Raw genomic sequence first — 18,342 nt, forward strand, 5'->3', positions numbered from 1 at the left:
CTGTGCCGGAGGCGCAGCTCCCTCTTGACATTTTCCCCTCTATCTTATACTATATAGTCAGACAATGCAAGAGAAATCAGACAACTTGAGTCTGGATCTGTGAGGAGGTCAATTCCCATGCGCAGCGATGTCATTAAAAAGGGGGCCCCCGCCGCCCCCAACCGCTCCCTGCTCTATGCCCTGGGCTATACCAAGGAGGAGCTGGAGCGGCCCCTCATCGGCGTGGTCTGTTCCTACAACGAGATCGTCCCCGGCCACATGAACCTGGATAAGATCGCCGAGGCGGTGAAGGCCGGCATCCGTGCCGCCGGAGGCACCCCGGTGGAGTTCCCCGCCATCGCCGTGTGCGACGGCATCGCCATGGGACATGTGGGCATGAAGTACTCCCTGGTCACCCGGGACCTGATCGCCGACTCCACCGAGGCCATGGCTATGGCCCACCAGTTTGACGGTCTGGTGATGATCCCCAACTGCGACAAGAACGTGCCCGGCCTGCTCATGGCGGCTGCCCGGGTGAACATCCCCACCATCTTCGTCTCCGGCGGCCCCATGATGGCGGGCACTATGAATGACGGCCGCCGCACCTGCCTGAGCCACATGTTCGAGGCGGTGGGCTCCTACTACGCCGGCAAGCTGGACGAGGCCGGCCTGGAGGAGTATGAAAACAACGCCTGCCCCACCTGCGGCTCCTGCTCCGGCATGTACACCGCCAACTCCATGAACTGCCTCACCGAGGCCATCGGCATGGGGCTGCGGGGCAACGGCACCATCCCCGCCGTGTGGTCCGCCCGCCTGCGGCTGGCCAAGCACGCCGGCATGCAGATCATGGAGCTGGTGGAGCGGGATATCCGCCCCCGGGACATCATGACCGAGGCCGCCTTCCACAACGCCGAGACCATCGACATGGCCCTGGGCTGCTCCACCAACACCATGCTCCACCTGCCTGCCATCGCCCATGAGTGCGGCATCGAGCTCTCCTTCGACATGGCCAATGAGATCTCTCAGAAGACCCCCAACCTGTGCCACCTGGCCCCGGCGGGCAACACCTATATGGAGGACCTGGAGCGGGCCGGCGGCGTCTACGCCGTCATGGCCGAGCTGTCCAAGGCGGGCCTGCTGGACACCGGCCTTATGACCTGCACCGGCAAGACGGTGGCAGAGAACCTGGCGGGCGTGGTCAACCGGGACCCGGAGATCATCCGCCCCATCGAGGCTCCCTATTCCAAGACCGGCGGCATCGCCGTGCTGAAGGGCAACCTGGCCCCCGACGGCTGCGTGGTGAAGCAGTCCGCTGTGGCCCCGGAGATGATGGTCCACGAGGGCCCTGCCCGGGTGTTCGACAGCGAGGAGGACGCCATCCAGGCCATCTACGCCGGCAGGATCGTGGCCGGCGACGTAGTGGTCATCCGCTACGAGGGCCCCAAGGGCGGTCCCGGCATGCGGGAGATGCTCAACCCCACCTCCGCCATCGCGGGCATGGGCCTGGATAAGGATGTGGCCCTCATCACCGACGGCCGCTTCTCCGGCGCCACCCGGGGGGCTTCCATCGGCCATGTGTCCCCCGAGGCGGCCTCCGGCGGCCCCATCGGTCTGGTGGAAGAGGGTGACCTCATCGCCATCGACATCCCCGCCCACTCCATCACCCTGAAGGTGTCCGACGAGGAGCTGGAGGTCCGGCGGGCCAAGTGGGTTTGCCCCGAGCCCAAGATCAGGACCGGCTATCTGGCCCGGTACGCCAAAATGGTTTCCTCCGCCGACCGGGGGGCCATCCTGGAGTAAACAGCGCGATACAAATAGCCCGGACGCGGCCTCCGCCGTGTCCGGGCTATTTCTGCTCTGTGTCCCTTTGATATTCAGAAGAGGCCTGCGGTGATGCGCCCGCCCTCCGCCCCCGCACGGGAGGCGGCGTCCCGGTGGAACATGGTACAGACACGTTCCTGCAAGAATATGCTGTGCGGAGAGGGTCCCATACAGGGACGGCCTCAGCAGGCAGGCGGGCACATCACAGCAGGTCCCCATGGTAGGATATCCGTTTTCTCCCGTCTCATCCCCTCGGGCCGCTGTCTGGGGATAAAAATGGGCACAGTTTCCCCGAAATCCCATTATTTGTATTTCAACGTCCCACATAGCCCCCGGTTTCCCCCTTCTATGAAATCATTTTTAATAGAAAGAGGGATCGATCATGGCAAGCAGACACACTGAACATTATGGGTTGAGCCAGTGGGAGGCTTCGGACAAAGTGGAGCGGACCGACTTCAACGCGGACAACGCCGCGGTGGACGGGGCGCTCCACGCGCTGGCACAGTCCAAGGCGGAGACCGCCGCCCTCTCCCAGCTCTCCGGCCTTGTGGCCCAGAAGGCGGACCAGACCGCCCTGGAGGCGCTGGAGGGGCGGCTGGACAGCAAGGCGGATCAGGAGGGCCTGAGCGGCGTGGAGCGCCGCCTGTCAGCCGTGGAGGGCTCCATGCCCCGCACCGCCTTCGGCAGCTACACCGGAAACGGGACCAGCGGCCCGGAGTCCCCTGTCTCCCTCGCCTTTTCCTTCCCGCCCCAGCTTTTGGCGGTGCGCCGCTCCGGCTCCTCCGCCGACCGTTCCGGCCTGCTCCTCCTCCGGGGCGTCACCCAGGGAGGCGGCCTGGGGCACATCGACTTCTATGTCAATGTCACCTGGTCGGGAAATCAGGTCTCCTGGTACACCTCAAAGGACAACCCCTCCACCCAGATGAATTCTGAGGGCGTGGAGTATTTTTATTTTGCCATTGGGTAAAACAGATATCGCTCTTTCATGAGAGGAAACACCCCCGGACCCTTAGGGCCCGGGGGCGCTCCTTTCATTGACCAATGATCAATTAGATCTTAGACACCACGAAATTGTAGGTAGCGGTGTCATCGGCAGTGACTTCGAAGACAATGGTCTGATTACCAGAAGAAATTGCGGTAATCTCGCTGTTCTCGCCGCCGCCAGATACAGCAACATAATTGCCAGCGGCGGCATCGCCGTTCTTACCAGAGTTGCTCAGGGTCAGAGTGGCAGTAAACTTGCCATCGACAACAGCAACATCTCCGGCGGAAGCTGCGGTGCTCTGGTCGTTAAAGCTCTTCACCACATCACCAGAAGCAGCGTTGGTAATGGCCTCAGTGTACTGAGCCCGAACGCTGGTGATCTCCACCTTGTTAAGGGTAATGGTCACAGCGCCCTTGCCATCAGGAGTGATCTGAGGCATGCCGCCATCGAAAGCAGAAGCGTTGACCGTGTACTTGTTACTTCCGGCGGTCAGTTCCTTGGTGGTGAACTGCTTGGGACCGCCCTCGATGCCGGAGACAGTGAAGGTGATCTTCGCCTTGGCGCCGGTCACGATGCTTCCGCTCGCCGCCTGGACAGCGAAATTAGCCAGTGCGGCCTCGCTGCCCGCATTGGGAGTGTCAGAGATGGTATCCACCTCGTGGGTGTCTACCTCGGAGTCAACCGTGTACTCCACAGTGGCAGGGGTGACAGACTTGATGGTCACGGTCACGTTGCTGGCAGCGGTCTCGCTGGCGCCGGTCAGATTGGTAATGGTCACAGCGCCCGCAGTAACGGTCTGGCCATTCGCAGTTCCGGTCTTGGTCCCGCCGGTCAGGCCAGTGACCTCGTAGGCCACATCCACGGTCTTTACGCCGTTTGCAATGCCGGACAGCTTCACCTTGATCGCCGCACCAGAAGTCTTGCTCAGGGTAGAGGTGGTGTCAGACCCGCCCTCCACATAGATATCCTTAGGAGTATTCACAGACACAGGATAGGTCTGGCCGGAGACAGTGACGGGAATGTCGATCTTTACGCTGGAGGCAGAAGCCACAGCACTGGGGACATTCGCCTTAGCGACCTTCACGGTGATATCCCCGGAAGTGCCGGTCCCGGTTGCGGTCACGTTGCTGAACTTCTGGTTGCCGATCTCGAAGTTGACAGCGCTGACGCTACCAATGGTCACACCGTCGGGGGCGGTGAAGGCCAGGTACAGGTCGCCATCGCTCATGCCGTTATACTTTCCGCCGGGGGTCGTCTTGTCGTCGCTGGCGGTGACGATGTGTGCATCGGTCACAGCGAAGCCGGTCACACCGGTAGAATCGGTGACAGTCACGTTCAGTTTGCTGTCGATCATATTAGTGGAGGTGGCGCTAGACACGATCTTCACATCGCCGGCCTTGGCGGTGAAGGAGTACTGGCCGTTTCCGTCCAGGGTCACAGCCTTGCCGTCCACGGTGACGGTCAGGTCCTTGTATCCGGTCTCAGCCTTAGCGGTGATGACGATCTTGTCACCCTCCTGGAAGGCAGTGGTATTCTGACCGTTCACAGTGGCGCTCAGGTCAGTGCCGGTGCCCTCGGTCAGGGTCAGGGTATAGCTCTTGGGCATCTCGGTGCCCTTGACTTCATTGATGCACACGCCCATCAGCACCTTGCCGTCCAGGACATAGGTGACCTTGTCGTTGCCGTCGTCCTTGATGCGGCCGATGGTGGACTTGGTCAGGTCGTCGCCGTCGAAGCGGGCAACCACCACGTCCTCGTCATAGGCGTAGGTCGCATAGTTCTTGCCGGCGGCATCGCCGATGCCGATGACCTCGTCGTCCTCGCCCTCGGTGCCGATACCGGTCTTCACAGTCCAATCGGTGAAGTTCTTGTCATAGTCGGTGACAAAGCCGTCCTTGTTGTAGGTCAGGCCGCTGAGCACCTGGATCTCATCAGTCTTGATGGTCTTGAAGAAGTCATAGGCGTCGCCGTCGCGGACCTTCAGCTTGACGATCTCGCCGCCGACCATGGCCTGGTACTCATAGTACTTGGTGTTGGTCTCGTTGTCCTTCTGGGCCTTGGCGCCGGTGTCGCCCACCACGAAGATGACTTCGTCGTCGCCGTCCACGTTGGCGTTCTCGATGTAGACCACCTTGGCCACGCCGCCCTTGTCGAAGACAACGGCGTTGGTGTCTGCGTCACCCTTCACGTCGGGCACATTCTTGATGCCGGTGTAGACGGTGTAGTCGTCGCCGTCGTACAGCAGGAAGATAGTGCTGCTGTTGGCATAGTAGTCGTCGGTCGCAAAGATCTTCATGGCGGAGGTGCCGGACTTGATCTCCAGACCGGTGGCGTTGAAGGTATCATCCTTCAGGTCGATGCGGTTGTCGCTTCTCTTGGTCAGAGTGTACAGGCCGTCGCTGTCCTTGGAGTAGGACACGATGTAGCCCTCCAGAGCCTCACGGGCCTCCTGAGTGCTATCATACTTGTCCGTGCTGTCGGAATCCAGGTCCACCTTCAGCTTGGTGGCGTCGGTGAGCAGCAGGGTGGCGCCGAAGTCGGCGTCATCGCCGTACTTGTCGTTGGCGGAGCCAACGCCCACCACGTAGGCGTAATCCTGAGCCACGGCGTCAGCGTCCAGATGGATCACATAGCCATAGGCGTCCAGATAGGCCACGGTCTCGGCGTCCACATCATCGGTGTCCAGCTTGTCGCTGGCATCCATGTTCTTGGAGTAGGAGTAGCTGGTGCCGTCCAGGGAGAAGTTGTCCTTGTCCTTCACCTTGGTGACAGTGCCTTCCACGGACTCAGCCTTGACAACAGACTGGATCTCGTCGTTGGCGTAGGTGTAGACGACCACGTCGTCCTCCGCAAAAGCGGTGGTAGCAAACTCGTCGTCGCTGGCATCGGCGGGGCCGTCCACCAGGTCGGACAGGGTGATGGTGCCGTCCTTCTCATCGACCTTGTAGACCTCAGCCACATAGCTGTCGATGACGGAGACGGTAACTTCCTTCTCCTTGGAGTCAACATAGACCTGAGTCAGAACGCCGTTGCCGGTCACGTTCTCGCCAGCGGCCTCCTTCAGGAAGCAGTCAGTGCTGGTACGGTTGTCATACAGGTCGTTGCCGTCGAAGGAGTACTCATTGGCCTCGCCGTTGGTGTAAACGGTCCAGCCATACTCCTGAGCGGCAGTGCGGCCCACATCGTTGTACAGGGTCTTGGAAGAGACCTTGGCAGTGTAGGTGTGGGTAGCGGTGTCGGCCATGCTGATGATGATGTCGTCGTCAGCGATGCCCTTGTAGCTGTCGGGGATGTTGCCCTCGTCGTCCAGAGACACGTTGGCCAGGGAGCCGGTGCCCCACACGGTGCTGGGACGGCCGAAGTCATCCTCGTCATTCATGTACACCAGGTCGAAGTTCTTGTAGCCCAGGGTCTGCTTGTAGTCGAACTTCACGCCGTTGGCCCAGGTGCTGCCGGTGTTGAAGTAGATGTTGAAGGTGTCGTTGTACTCAACGGTGACAGCCTTGGTCAGGGCGTTGAACACCAGCTCGGCCACGTTGTCGCGGGTCAGGCCGGCGTTGGCGGTCAGCTTCAGATCGCCGTACATGCCCAGCTCAGTGCCCTTGGCGGTGGCGGCCAGCATCCAGTCGTTGCCGAAGTCAGTGGCGCTCTGGAAGTAGCCCAGAGTGCGGCACAGCATCAGCACGGCCTGCGCAGTGGTCACGGTGGCGCTGGGGTCGAACTTGCCGTCGCCCACACCGGCCACGATGCCCAGGCTGGCGCACAGGTTCACATAGCCCTCCGCCCAGTCGGGGACGTCGGTGAACACGCTGGTCTCCGCGAACTGGTTGACGTTCACACCGGCGCCATACAGCATGGTGCAGATGATGACCGCCATCTCGGCGCGGGTGACTACGTTCTCGGGACCAAAGGACCCGTTCTCGTAGCCGTCGAACACGCCGATCTCGGCGGTGACCGCCACGGCGTCCTGATTGACGATCTTATCCTTATCGGTAAAATCGTCGATGCCCTTAGCGCTGGTTCCGACCATCATCATGCCCAGGAGCATGGCGGAAGCCAGAGCAACGCTGAGAGCGCGCTTCAGGTTTCTCATTGGATATTCCTCCTTTTATATTTGGCAAATGAGAGCTATTTTCTTGAATTTTATGGATTTTACCAAAATCAGGAAAGTACAACTCCCCTTGCCTGTGTGTGTATGATATCTCAAAAGCTCGAAATCGTCAAGCGGCCGGAGCAAGATGTAACAAAACGGTAACATTGCGTCGGCTTTGTTACAGAGGGCCTTTGAGGGGGGCCGGCGCCCCCAAAAAGAGGGTCCTTCCTTATATATTATCATGAGGCGGCGCAGGGTTGTACGCGGGGGTGCAACTTGGGGGAGGGAGCTGAGGGCAGGGGCGTTTTCGGTCTCTCCGCAGGGGCGCGCTTTGCGCACCCGCCTCTGGCATATCCTGTGGGTGGGACGGGGGAAGGAGGACCCCTCATCCGTCGCGGCTCGCGCCGCGACACCTTCCCCCCGCAGGGGGGAAGGCTTTGGGGGCAGCTGGAAGCCTGCGGGAGATATTGGGCCTCTGCGCAGGGGCGGGGCTTGTCCCCGCCTGTCTCTGGCATGCTCTGTGACTGGTACGGGGGGAGGAGGACCCCTCATCCGTCACGGCTCGCGCCGCGACACCTTCCCCCCACAGGGGGGAAGGCTTTTGGGGCGGGGCACGGTGTATTGATGGATCACGAGAGGAAGAGGCCGGACCTTTTGAGGGTCCGGCCTCTTTTTTATTCCTTCTCGAACCGATAGCCCACCCCGCGGAGGGTGACGATCCGGTCGCTGTACGGGACGATGGCACAGCGGATATGCTGGATATGGGTGTCCAGGGTGCGGGTGTCAGTGGAGAGCTCCCCGCCCCAGATGATGTCCAGCAGGCGCTTGCGGGAGAAGGCCACGTCCGGGTGGCTCATCAGCACGGTGAGCAGGTCGAACTCCCTGGGCGTCAGGTTGATCTGGCGGCCGTCCACCTCCACCCGCCGGGCAGTCAGGTCCAGCACCAGCCCGCCGCTGCGGAGCACCTCCGCCTCCTCCGAGGCCAGGGTGCTGCACCGCTTCAGGATAGCCGAGATCCGCAGGAGCAGCTCCCGCGCCGAAAAGGGCTTGGTCATATAGTCGTCCGCCCCCAGCTCCAGGCCATGGATGCGGTCCTCCGCCGTGTTTTTGCTGGACAGGATCAGCACCGGGATGGCGGAGAAGGTGCGGACCGCCTTCAACACCGTAAAGCCGTCCATCCCCGGCAGATTCACCGCCAGGACCATGAGATCAAATGCGTTCTGCTGCCGGGACAGGCTGAGGGCGGTCTCGCCGTCCCCCGCCTCTGTCACATCATAGCCCTCCATCCGGGCATGTTTTGCGATCCGGGCGCGCACACCCGTATCCCCGTCTACGACTAAGATCCGTTTCATCGGGCGACCTCCTCCGTGTCTTGTTGTCCCCCGCCCCTCCTCCGGCGGGGTTCAGCCGTACTGCTCCAGCACGGCCTTCAGCTTCCGGCGGTATTCCTCCGCCGCTTTTTGGGGCGCGATCAGTTCCACATTGTCCTCCAGCCCGAACAGCCAGCCGAAAAACTGCGGGCTGAGCACCAGAGGCAGCGTGACGGTGAAGTGGTCCTCGTCCTCCGGCACCAGGATCACGTCCTGGCCGAACCGGTCCCACACCACCCCCGCCATGTGGCTGCGGCAGCGCAGGGTGACGCTGGCCTCCTCCCCGCTGTACATGCCGAAGTGCTTCTGGCCATAGGCGGCCACATCAAAATCCGGGTAGCGGTCCTCCCCCTCCCGGGGCAGGCCGGTGACCACGATCTCCGCCATCTTGTCCACCCGGTAGTGGCGCATCTCCTGGTTGGAGATGTCGTAAGCCACCAGATAGTAATTCTCGCTGTTCCAGATCAGGCCGTAGGGAGAGACGGCGTAACGCCGCCCCTCCCGCCGAAAGACCTTGTTCCGGTGCATGTCGTAGTCAAAGTAGCGGAAGGTGATGCTCTTCCGGGCCGAGAGGGCCGTGTGGAGCTTGTCTACATTATAATATATGCTCTCGTTCATGGCCTTGACCCGGCCGCTGACGTACACCTGCCGCTGGAGCTGGCGGGCCTGGTGGCTGCTGGCCAGCCCCTCCAGCTTGCGGATCAGGGCGTCGCTCTTCTTCCGGGTGATGAAGCGGGAGGACTGCACCACGTCCACCAGCAGCTTCAGCTCCGGCAGCTCAAACTCCCGCCGGCCCACGAACCAGCCCGGGGACCGGCCCTTCCGGCTCTGCACGTCCAGGCCGAACAGCCGCAGGGCCTCCAGATCGTCGTAGACGCTCTTCCGCTCCGCCCGGATGCCCCGCAGGTCCAGTTCCCCGATCAGCTGGGGGACGGTGATGGGGTGCTCCTCGTCGGTGCGCTGGAGCAGGATCTGATACAGATACAGCAGTTTCAGCTTTTGATTGGGACTCTTCGCCATGGGTCATCCTCCTCATTCCGGTGATGCACTCAGCATACCGGAACCTGTGTCCCATATAACGGACTATTCACTCCCAGGCGGCCCACACCTCGGGACAGTAGCCCACCGTGGCCTGCCTGCCGTTTCGCACGATGGGGGTACGCAGCATGGTCTGGTCCTCCCACAGCCGGTCCAGCTTGTCCTGGTCATAGGCCAGATGCTGGAAAAGAGGATAGTCTGGGTGCTTGGGGTCGGCCAGGGCCTCCAGCCCCACCGCGTTCTTCACGCTGGACAGCTCCCCCCGGCTCATGCCGTACTTCACCACATCCACAGACTGAAATCTCACCCGGCGCTCCTTGAACCAGCGCTCCGCCTTTTTGGTATCAAAGCATTTGGACCTGCCAAAAATCTGTATGTTCATTACGATATCCTCCGGAAGCGCGGGCCGCCTCGTCCCCTGCCCCCGCCGGGCAGGGCGGCCTGCATGGTCCCTGTGTCCTTCCTCAGGCTGTTAAATTATGTATATCTAAGTATAACATATTCCCTCCCAGGGCACAAGTCAAAACCGCTCCGGAACCGGTTTATTTCCCCGGCGGCTGGTCATACTAGGAGATGCTACAAATACAGGGCCGTTCCCGCTCCGCCCCGGCGGAGCCCGGCCGGAAGGGTGGAAACACATCGTGAAAGCTGTCATTATGGCGGGCGGAGAGGGGACCCGCCTGCGCCCCCTGTCCCTGGGCATGCCGAAGCCCATGGTCCCTCTGCTGGGCCGGCCGGTGATGGAACACATCATCGGCCTGCTCAAGCGCCACGGGATCGACGAGATCGCCGTCACCCTGTGCTACATGCCGGAGGCAGTGCAGTCCTATTTCGGGGACGGACAGAAGTGGGGGGTCCGCCTGCACTACTTCATCGAGGAGGCCCCGCTGGGCACCGCCGGCAGCGTGCGGGCCTGCGCCCCCTTCCTGGAGGGAGAGGACTTCCTGGTCATCAGCGGGGACAGCGTCTGCGACCTGGATCTCACTGCCGCCATGGAGTTCCATCAGGCCAAGCGGGCCCAGGCCACCCTGGTCCTCTTCCGTCATCCCGCGCCCCTGGAGTACGGGCTGGTCCTCACCGACGAGGAGCAGCGGGTAGTCCGCTTTGTGGAGAAGCCCTCCTGGGGGCAGGTGGTGACCGATCTGGTCAACACCGGCATCTATCTGCTCTCCCCCCAGGTGCTGGAGCAGATCCCTCCGGACAGGCCCTGGGATTTTGGAAAGGATGTGTTCCCAGCCCTGCTGGAGTCCGGCGGCGGCCTGTACGGCGTCCCCGGCGGCGGCTACTGGTGCGACATGGGGGACTGCGGGGCCTATCTGGACTGTGCGGCGGACGCCCTCTCTGGGAAGGTGAAGCTGGATATGGGCCTGCCTCAGCAGTCCCCCGGCGTCTGGAGCGCCCAGCCCATCCCAGAGGGTGTCACCGTGATCCCGCCCTGCTGGCTGGGCCCGGGGGCGGCGGTGGAGCCGGGCGCCCTGATCGGCCCCCATACCGTGCTGGAGCAGAACAGCTGGGTGGGACGCCGCAGCCTGGTCCAGCGGTCGGTGCTCCTCCCCGGCGCCCGGGCGGAGGAGCGGACCACCCTCTACGGAGCCATCCTCTGCAAGGGGGCCGCCGCCCGGCCGGAGGCCGTCCTCAACGAGGGGACCGTCCTTGGAGAGAGGGCCTTGGCGGAGGAGAAGGCCGTACTGCTGGAGGGGGTGCGCCTCTGGCCAGCCCGGGTTGCCCCTGCTGGGACGCGGCTGTCCCGCTCCATCACTTCCTCCGGCCGCCGGGAGCCTCTTCTGTTCGGGGACGGCGGGGTGATCCGGGGCGTACTGGGAGAAGATCTGGGCCCGGAGGCCCTGATGACCATCGGCGGCGTGCTGGGGTGCGAGGGCAAGGTGGGCCTTGGCTACTGGGGCGGGAACGGTGCCCGCATGCTGGCCCAGGCGGCCGCCAGCGGCATCGCCGCGGCCGGCGGGACCCCTCTGGCCCATGACCTGGAGTGCGCCGCCCAGGCCGCCTGGCTGGCGGAGCACCATCAGATCCCTGTCTCTCTCTTTTTGGAGCAGGAGGGGGACCGCATCTATCTCCATCTCTTCGGCCGCAGCGGCCTGCCTCTGGGCCGGGCCAGGGAGCGGAAGCTGGAACACGCCGTAGCCCAGGGGGACGCCCCCCGGGTCCCCGCCGGTCAGATTGGCGAGGTGGTCCGGGTCCATGCGGGCTGTGATGACTACGCCGCCGACGCGGCCAGGCGCAGCCGTCTCCACCGTTTCCCCATGCGCTCCATCACCGTGGCCGTCCCCGGATCCGCTCCCGCTGACCGGGCCATCCGGCAGGCCCTTTCCAGCCTGGGCTGCACGGTATTGGACCGCTGGCGGAAAGGGGTGCCCGCCTTCTCTGGGCTCCACGGCGGGCTCTACCTCTCCGCTCAGGACGAGTCTGGCACCCTTCTGGACCCAGGGCAGCTGCTCACCCTGGTCTGCCTGATCGAGATGGAGGACGGCGGGGGGCGGGTAGCGGTGCCCGATGGGGCCAGCGCAGCGGTGGACCTGGTGGCCGCAGGATTCCACGGCACCGCTCTGCGGCTGGGCCGGGACGGTGAGCAGGCCCTGTCCCTGTATGCCGCCCTGCCCTGGCTGCGGGACGCCGCCTTTGCTGCTACCCGCATCTGTTCCAGGATGGGCTCCTCCGGTGAGAAGCTGGAGGCCTTGATGAGCAAGACACCCCGCTTCTCCTCCTGGAAGCGGGAGGTCCCCCTCCACGGGAACCGGGGCCTGCTGATGCAGACCCTGGCGGAGGGGAAGGCCGCTGCAGGCGGGGAGGGGGTCCGCATTCACACGGGGAACGGGTGGGTCTATCTGGTCCCCCTGTCCCGCCGGCCCGCCCTGCGTATCCTGGCGGAGAGTCCCGACCTGGAGGTAGCCGCTGAGCTGTGCGACTTCTACGCGGGCCGGGCCGCCCAGCTGGACCGGGAGCTGTCCCGGCAGCTCCCTCCGCCGGAGCAGAGGGAGAGCCCGGCCGGGGAGCAGCTGTAAGCCGAGGACCTGCCTGTCAGGAAAAAGGGCGGAAAATTTAGGCTGTACTTTTCGAGCCCCATGTGTTATACTGTATTTTGCTTATTTTTGGATTTATGCGCGTCAGGGTGGCAGGCGCCCCCTCCCCGCGCCTAAATATAACCCATGCAGGGCCCGCACGCAGGCGGTCACCCACACACAGTACGGACGAGAGCGCAACCGCCGGATGCCCCGGCGGGCCTCCCGGGAGCGGCGCGGCCCCTGGCCCCCGCTCCATCAGGCGAAGAGACACCCCGTTTCCCGGCGAGGCAGGGCCGGAAAGCAGGGGCGTCCTTCGCCCGGTCGTTTTGCGCCCAGCCGTACATAGACCAGAACTTGACAAATCAAAAACAAGGAGTATCGTATGGCTGAAAAACTGAAGATCATTTCTCTCGGCGGTCTCAACGAGATCGGCAAAAACCTCACCGTCTATGAATACGGCGGTGACATCGTGGTGGTAGACTGCGGCATGGGTTTCCCCGATGACGACATGTACGGCATCGACGTGGTCATCCCCGACGTTAGCTACCTGATCAAAAACCAGAACAAGGTCCGGGGGATTTTCATCACCCACGGACACGAGGACCATATCGGCGCGCTGCCCTATGTCCTCCGCTCCCTGAACGCCCCCATCTATGCCACCCGGATGAGCGCCGGCCTGATCCGCCTGAAGCTGGAGGAGCACCGGCTGCTGGACAAGACCAAGATCATCACCTGCGAGGCGGGCGACGTGATCAAGGCCGGCAAATTCACCGTGGAATTCATCCATGTGAACCACTCCATCGCCGACGCGGTGGCCTTTGCCATCAAGTGCCCGGTGGGAACCTGCGTCCACACCGGTGACTTCAAGATTGACGCCACCCCCATCCAGGGCGGCATGATCGACCTGGCCCGGCTGGGCCAGCTGGGCAACGAGGGGGTGCTGGCCCTGCTGGCCGACTCCACCAACGTGGAGCGTCCCGGCTATACCCGCAGTGAGCGCAGCGTGGGCAATTCCTTTGACGCACTTTTCAAGGGCTGTGAGGAGCGCATCATCGTCACTACCTTCGCAAGCAATGTGGACCGGCTCCAGCAGATCATCGATGTAGCCGCCCGCTATGGCCGCCGGGTAGCGGTCACTGGCCGCAGCATGGAGAACGCCATGAAGGTGTCCACCGAGCTGGGCTATATGAACATCCCAGATGGAGTGCTGATGGACCTGAACCAGATCAAGTCCCTGCCCAAGAACAGGGTGTGCATCATCACCACCGGCAGTCAAGGGGAGACCATGTCCGCCCTGTCCCGCATGGCCTTCTCCACCCACCGGCAGGTGGATATCCTCCCCGGGGATCGGATCATCATCTCTGCCTCCGCCATCCCGGGCAACGAGCACTCTATTGGCAACGTCATCAACGAGCTCTACCGCAAGGGGGCGGAGGTGCTCAACGAGCGGGAGCTGGCCCTCCACGTGTCGGGCCACGCCTGCCAGGAGGAGTTGAAGATCATCCACGCCCTGGTCAAGCCCAAGTTCTTCATCCCGGTCCACGGAGAGCAGCGCATGCTCCAGACCCACGCAAAGCTGGCCCGGGAGATGGGGATGGACTCCAATCATATCCTCATCAGCGACATCGGCCGGGTCATGGAACTGACCCAGAACAGCGCCCGTCTGGCGGGCACTGTCACTGCGGGCCAGGTCTTTGTGGACGGCTTGGGAGTGGGCGACGTGGGCAGCGTAGTGCTGCGGGACCGCCGCCATCTGGCCCAGGACGGCATGATCGTGGTGGTCATGTCCATGTCTGGGGAGGACGGCAGCCTGGTCTCCGGCCCCGACCTGATCACCCGAGGCTTCGTCTATGTGAAGGAGTCCGAGGGGCTGATGGAGGAGCTGCGCCAGGTGGCCCTGGAGGCCATCAACAGCGTGGACGCCCGCTATTCCACCGACTGGTCCGCCATCAAGGGTGCGGTCAAGGGGGACCTGTCCAACTACCTCTATAAGAAGACCAAGCGCTCCCCCATGATCCTGCCTGTTATTATGGAGGTCTGAGCCGGTCAACCCGGCGGTTGGGCCCTTTCCGTCCTGTTTTCCCCTGTGTGTCCCCGCCGGAGGCCGAAGGGGATATCTGGAAGAAGAGTAAACTGAGGCGCGGAGCAGATGCTCCGCGCCTCAGTTTTTCAGACATAAAACTGGTGTCCACCGATGGTGGTATAATAGGTGGCGTTGCTCACGATCCATCTGCCTGCCGACAGGGCAGGGGAGAAAAAATACAAGCTCTCGCCCACCACGTCGGCCCCCTCCAGGCAGAGCTTCGCCGCCACCAGGCTGGAGGAGGCCGGGGCGTCATAGATGGTCCCGTTGGACACCGGCTGGAACTGGACGCCGTACTTTGTGTCAAAGACCACCCCCTCCACAGTGTCGGGGTACTGGCTGCTCTCCACCCGGTTCAGGATCACGTTGCCCACCGCGATCTGGCCCAGCAGGGGTTCCCCCCGGCTCTCTGCCGAGATAATCCTGGACAGCCAGTACAGGTCCTCCGCCGGGTAGCTGGCAGAGGCGGGCTGGGCCTGGTCAGTGGACAGCCAAGCGGCTCCCTCCACCTCGTCCCAGGTCAGCTGGAGACCGGCGGCCTCTGCCAGCACCTCCAGGGGCAGGGCGATCCTCCCATCCCGGACCTGTACCCCGTGCTCCACATACAGGGCTCTGCCGTTGACCTCCACGTAGAGGGCGCCGGGGGTGGCCGTCAGTTCCAGGTCCTCCGCTGTCAGCGCCGCCGCTGTCCCATTCCAGCTCAGCGTGTATCCGTCCGCCGCCTGGCACAGGGCGGCCAGCGTCACATAGGGCGTCCCCTCCTCCGTCCATGCGGCGGAGGGCTCCACTATCCTGTCATCGATCTGGAGTTGGGCGGCTTCGGCGGCCGGTATCATCAGAGCGCCCGCCAGCAGGGCGGCCGCGGCCCATCGGAAAAACAGTCGTCTCATGCTCTCGTGCTCCTTTGCTCTATTTTGTAACCAAATTGTAACTTTTATGCAGTGCAAAGGCAAGCTGTAAGTTTTGGTGCTCCGTTTTCTTCCAGGCAGTCAGGCATAAAAGGGGCGGGCCGCATCTGCGGCCCGCCCCCCAGTCTATCTCCCTTTACTGCTCCAGCACGCCCTGAGCCGCCTCCAGGTCACCGGCCACCAGCAGCAGCACAGTGTTCTCCCGCTGCTGGATGACGGCGCTCTCCAGCTTGGGCAGCTCCTGAGGACGGTAGTCCCGGTTGGAGTCTATCTGCTTCTGCACATAGTCTCCCAGCACCTGGACGGCTGTCTGCGCTTGGTCCCCGCTGGTGAAGACCAGGACAGCCCCCTCCTCACAGGTGGCGCCCGCTGAGCGCAGTACCTTGGCGGCGGTCAGATCCTCCCGCTCCAGCCCGGAGTTTCCCAAGCCGTAGAGGGTAAAGGCAGTGTCGCCGTCCAGCTCCTCCAGTTCCTCAGAGAAGGCTCCAGCGTCCGCCAGCGCCTGGAGGGTGATCTCCGGGTCAAACCCAGCCTTCTCCTCCGCGCCGCCGCAGGCGGCCAGCGGCAGCAAAAGCAGAAACAGTACCGCCGCTATCCCAGCAAATCGTCTCATGCCTCAGTTCCCTCCGGATAAAGTGTTTCGAAGTCCACAGTATGGACTTTCAGATACTCCAGCCACTGCTTGCAGTAGTCGCTCTTCAGATGCACCCCGTCCTTGCTGGCCTCCTCGGGCAGTTCCCCGTTCTCATTGGCAAATTCGGAATACAGGTCCAGAAACACCACCTGCTTTTCCTCTGCCGCTTTCTGCATCAGGCCGTTGTACACCCGGAGGTGCTCGTTGGTCAGATAGCTGGGGCCGCCAGATGCCGCCACCACCGACTCGTTCAGAGGGATCAGGCCCTGGATGTAGATGACCGCGTCGGGCTGGCAAGCCCGGATAGCATCGATGGCGTCACAGTATGCCTGGTAAAAGCCCTCGTCGTTGTAGTAGCCCAGCTCATTGACGCCCAGGGACAGGTACACCTTTCCATATTCGCCCAGCTCCAGGGCCTCCAGCAGCGTATAGGCGGTCCCATCAATCGTGATCGCCTTTTTCTCCGCCAGCTTGAAGATGGACAGGCCGTTGGAGGTCAGGTTGGTCCCAGTCCCGATCCCACTGTAAAGCAGGAAGCCGTCCGTGCGGGAGTCCCCCACAAAAGCGGCGTCCTCAAAGTAGGTGTTGTCCACTGCCGGACTCTCCGGCGCGGGCTGGGAGAAGTCGTAGCTGCTCTCTCCGCTCTCTCCCACATGGGCAGGCTTGTCCTCCGGGCTGTTTGGGACGTTCTGCCCCTGTTCTGATCCGCCGGACAGGGTGGAGGGCTCTCCCTCCGGCACAGCTCCGGCAGGGCCCTCTCCAGGCACATTATGATCCGGCGCCCCGGAGGGGTCAGCCGCCGGGGTACCGGCCTCCGACTGAGCGCTCTGGGCAGGCGGGTCAGCCGACTGTCCCTGGGCGGAGCTGCCTGCGCCGGGGCTGCCGCCGCACCCGGTCAGGCTGGCCGAGATAGCCGCTGCCATCAGGAAACAGAGAAAGGAAGGAAAACGCTTCATCAGATTACCTCCAAAAATTCCAGTCGCATGATTCTCTCTCTTTGCCCCGTCTCAGGACCCGGCCGGCCGGTGGTACAGCCGAGGAAACACCGTCCGAAATACAGACGAGGCCAGCATGGCTCCCACCGCCAGGGCCGCCGCCATCCCAAAGGTGTGCAGCAACTCAGCCAGGAACCGGTCTGTATCTCCCGCCACGCAGTAGCTCATGGCGTAATAGATACCTCCCCCCGGAACCAGGGGGAGAAGTGCTACCAGCAGATAGCCGGTCACCGGGCAGCGGCGCAGCCGGGCCATGATCTCCGAAAAGACGCCGATGGCCACCGCAGCCAGGAACGCGGCCACGATGCTGCTGCCCGCCAGCAGATACACCAGCCAGCCCAGTCCTCCCCCGAAGCCGCAGATCAGCTTTCCTACGCCGTGGATGTTGAAGACCAGTGTAAAGCCTACGCAGGCCAGAAAGGCCCAGAGGCAGGGCAAGACATAGTCCAGAAAAATTCGCTCCATCCCGATCCACCTCCAACGGTCCTAAAGCATCTGGCCGATGGCCAGCCCCACCACCGTGCCCAGGGCAATGGCCGAAGCTACCAGGATGGCGTCCGCTGTCCGGCTCAGGCCCGAGATGATGTCCCCGGCCATGATCTCCCGCATGGCGTTGGTCAGCGCCACGCCGGGCACCAGCACCATCAGCACACCGATAGTCACAGTATCCACGTCGTATCCGAAGCCCAGGCGCACCAGCAGCAGGGAGAGCAGCGAGCCCACTGTGCTGCATACTACGGTGCGGAAGAAGCTGTTGCTCCCAATGAACCGCCCCCCATATAAAAGGCAGATCCCTACCGCCAAGCCGCACACGAAAGCACACAGGCCGTCCAGGAAATGACCTCCGAATAGAAGGGTGAAAAAAGCGGGGGCCAAACCATACCCCATCAGTACCTGATGGGACGAGTAGCGGGGATACCCTCTCTCCAGGGCGGAGACCAAGCTCTGGGCATCCTCCAGTGGTGGGACCTGGCTGCATAGATGCCGGCACAGGTCGTTGCACCGCTCCAGCAGCTCAATGTCTGTCCCATGGCCCGGGATGCGCCGCATCCGGGTGATAGGATGCCCCTGGGGCGTAGTCACGCTGACGATGATGCAGTTCGGGATGGCAAACACCTCCGGCCGCTCCAGGCCATAGGCCTTCAGCACCCGATGCATGGATTCCTCCACCCGGTAGATCTCCGCCCCGCTGGCCATCAGCTGGTATCCCAGATCCGTGGTCAGATTGAGCAGTCTGTCATAGTCCATAGCCTCCCCCTCCTCCTGCAACAGAATACCGGGTTTCACTGCCGGATGCAAGCAACAATTTTGTTACAATCCCCGCGCCACGGGGCCATGCAGAGAGAAGGGGCCCTTCTACCTAGTTCAGACGGTCATGACGCCAGAAAAGTTTTCTGTTGGTCGATTTTTTCTTTT

13 protein-coding genes are annotated in these 18,342 nt (G+C 62.8%); 4 read left to right on the plus strand and 9 right to left on the minus strand.

Annotated features, from left to right (window positions below; translation table 11 throughout):
- The first annotated feature begins 117 nt into the window (after nt 1-117).
- Both ilvD and BN1969_RS02755 read left to right on the plus strand, forming a co-directional pair.
- Nucleotides 118-1,779: a dihydroxy-acid dehydratase gene (gene ilvD / locus BN1969_RS02750; RefSeq protein ID WP_050622887.1), complete on the plus strand. Its 1,662-nt coding sequence runs from the start codon at nt 118-120 to the stop codon at nt 1,777-1,779.
- A 403-nt stretch (nt 1,780-2,182) separates the two neighbouring features.
- Nucleotides 2,183-2,767, plus strand: a complete 585-nt coding sequence (locus BN1969_RS02755) for a hypothetical protein (protein ID WP_147576980.1) — start codon at nt 2,183-2,185, stop codon at nt 2,765-2,767.
- Nucleotides 2,768-2,849: 82 nt separating this feature from the next.
- Here BN1969_RS02755 and BN1969_RS02760 read toward each other — a convergent pair whose 3' ends face one another.
- From BN1969_RS02760 to BN1969_RS02775, 4 genes are all read right to left on the minus strand, one after another.
- The gene (locus tag BN1969_RS02760; RefSeq protein WP_050622889.1) at nt 2,850-6,878 is read right to left on the minus strand and encodes an S-layer homology domain-containing protein; all 4,029 of its coding nucleotides are present in this window, start codon (nt 6,876-6,878) and stop codon (nt 2,850-2,852) included.
- A 674-nt stretch (nt 6,879-7,552) separates the two neighbouring features.
- Nucleotides 7,553-8,230: a response regulator transcription factor gene (locus BN1969_RS02765; protein ID WP_050622890.1), complete on the minus strand. Its 678-nt coding sequence runs from the start codon at nt 8,228-8,230 to the stop codon at nt 7,553-7,555.
- A 51-nt stretch (nt 8,231-8,281) separates the two neighbouring features.
- Nucleotides 8,282-9,268 (minus strand): helix-turn-helix transcriptional regulator, encoded by a 987-nt coding sequence (locus tag BN1969_RS02770; RefSeq protein ID WP_050622891.1) that lies wholly within the window; start codon nt 9,266-9,268, stop codon nt 8,282-8,284.
- Between the two features lie 67 nt (nt 9,269-9,335).
- A complete protein-coding gene (locus tag BN1969_RS02775; protein ID WP_050622892.1) occupies nt 9,336-9,668 on the minus strand; it encodes an arsenate reductase family protein in 333 nt (110 codons plus the stop codon).
- 259 nt (nt 9,669-9,927) lie between these two features.
- On the opposite strand from BN1969_RS02775, the gene BN1969_RS02780 reads away from it, so the two are divergent.
- Together BN1969_RS02780 and BN1969_RS02785 are read left to right on the plus strand one after the other, a co-directional pair.
- Nucleotides 9,928-12,306 carry a sugar phosphate nucleotidyltransferase gene (locus tag BN1969_RS02780; protein ID WP_147576982.1) on the plus strand — a complete coding sequence of 793 codons (2,379 nt, stop codon included), beginning with the start codon at nt 9,928-9,930 and terminating at the stop codon, nt 12,304-12,306.
- A 382-nt stretch (nt 12,307-12,688) separates the two neighbouring features.
- Nucleotides 12,689-14,347, plus strand: coding sequence for a ribonuclease J (locus tag BN1969_RS02785; RefSeq protein ID WP_050622894.1), 1,659 nt, complete (start codon nt 12,689-12,691; stop codon nt 14,345-14,347).
- 128 nt (nt 14,348-14,475) lie between these two features.
- On the opposite strand, the gene BN1969_RS02790 is transcribed toward BN1969_RS02785, so the two are convergent.
- The 5 genes from BN1969_RS02790 to BN1969_RS02810 form a co-directional block, all read right to left on the minus strand.
- Nucleotides 14,476-15,279: a cell wall hydrolase gene (locus BN1969_RS02790; RefSeq protein WP_050622895.1), complete on the minus strand. Its 804-nt coding sequence runs from the start codon at nt 15,277-15,279 to the stop codon at nt 14,476-14,478.
- 154 nt (nt 15,280-15,433) lie between these two features.
- Entirely contained in the window at nt 15,434-15,910 is a 477-nt protein-coding gene (locus tag BN1969_RS02795) for a DUF4358 domain-containing protein (RefSeq protein WP_050622896.1), read from the minus strand.
- Nucleotides 15,907-16,887 carry a GDSL-type esterase/lipase family protein gene (locus BN1969_RS02800; protein WP_050622897.1) on the minus strand — a complete coding sequence of 327 codons (981 nt, stop codon included), beginning with the start codon at nt 16,885-16,887 and terminating at the stop codon, nt 15,907-15,909. The genes BN1969_RS02795 and BN1969_RS02800 overlap by 4 nt, the downstream gene beginning before the upstream one ends.
- Nucleotides 16,888-16,938: 51 nt before the next feature.
- Nucleotides 16,939-17,391 (minus strand): threonine/serine exporter family protein, encoded by a 453-nt coding sequence (locus BN1969_RS02805; RefSeq protein WP_050622898.1) that lies wholly within the window; start codon nt 17,389-17,391, stop codon nt 16,939-16,941.
- A 21-nt stretch (nt 17,392-17,412) separates the two neighbouring features.
- Nucleotides 17,413-18,174 carry a threonine/serine exporter family protein gene (locus BN1969_RS02810; RefSeq protein ID WP_050622899.1) on the minus strand — a complete coding sequence of 254 codons (762 nt, stop codon included), beginning with the start codon at nt 18,172-18,174 and terminating at the stop codon, nt 17,413-17,415.
- Between the last annotated feature and the right edge of the window lie 168 nt (nt 18,175-18,342).

The sequence above is a fragment of the Clostridium phoceensis genome (assembly GCF_001244495.1).
Classification (GTDB): domain Bacteria; phylum Bacillota; class Clostridia; order Oscillospirales; family Oscillospiraceae; genus Lawsonibacter; species Lawsonibacter asaccharolyticus.

Coding starts and splice junctions, on each gene's coding strand:
- BN1969_RS02770 (WP_050622891.1), bottom strand. CDS start 9,268: ATGGCGAAGAGTCCCAATCAAAAGCTGAAACTGCTGTATCTGTATCAG.
- BN1969_RS02765 (WP_050622890.1), bottom strand. CDS start 8,230: ATGAAACGGATCTTAGTCGTAGACGGGGATACGGGTGTGCGCGCCCGG.
- BN1969_RS02775 (WP_050622892.1), bottom strand. CDS start 9,668: ATGAACATACAGATTTTTGGCAGGTCCAAATGCTTTGATACCAAAAAG.
- BN1969_RS02785 (WP_050622894.1), top strand. CDS start 12,689: ATGGCTGAAAAACTGAAGATCATTTCTCTCGGCGGTCTCAACGAGATC.
- ilvD (WP_050622887.1), top strand. CDS start 118: ATGCGCAGCGATGTCATTAAAAAGGGGGCCCCCGCCGCCCCCAACCGC.
- BN1969_RS02795 (WP_050622896.1), bottom strand. CDS start 15,910: ATGAGACGATTTGCTGGGATAGCGGCGGTACTGTTTCTGCTTTTGCTG.
- BN1969_RS02790 (WP_050622895.1), bottom strand. CDS start 15,279: ATGAGACGACTGTTTTTCCGATGGGCCGCGGCCGCCCTGCTGGCGGGC.
- BN1969_RS02800 (WP_050622897.1), bottom strand. CDS start 16,887: ATGAAGCGTTTTCCTTCCTTTCTCTGTTTCCTGATGGCAGCGGCTATC.
- BN1969_RS02810 (WP_050622899.1), bottom strand. CDS start 18,174: ATGGACTATGACAGACTGCTCAATCTGACCACGGATCTGGGATACCAG.
- BN1969_RS02805 (WP_050622898.1), bottom strand. CDS start 17,391: ATGGAGCGAATTTTTCTGGACTATGTCTTGCCCTGCCTCTGGGCCTTT.
- BN1969_RS02760 (WP_050622889.1), bottom strand. CDS start 6,878: ATGAGAAACCTGAAGCGCGCTCTCAGCGTTGCTCTGGCTTCCGCCATG.
- BN1969_RS02755 (WP_147576980.1), top strand. CDS start 2,183: ATGGCAAGCAGACACACTGAACATTATGGGTTGAGCCAGTGGGAGGCT.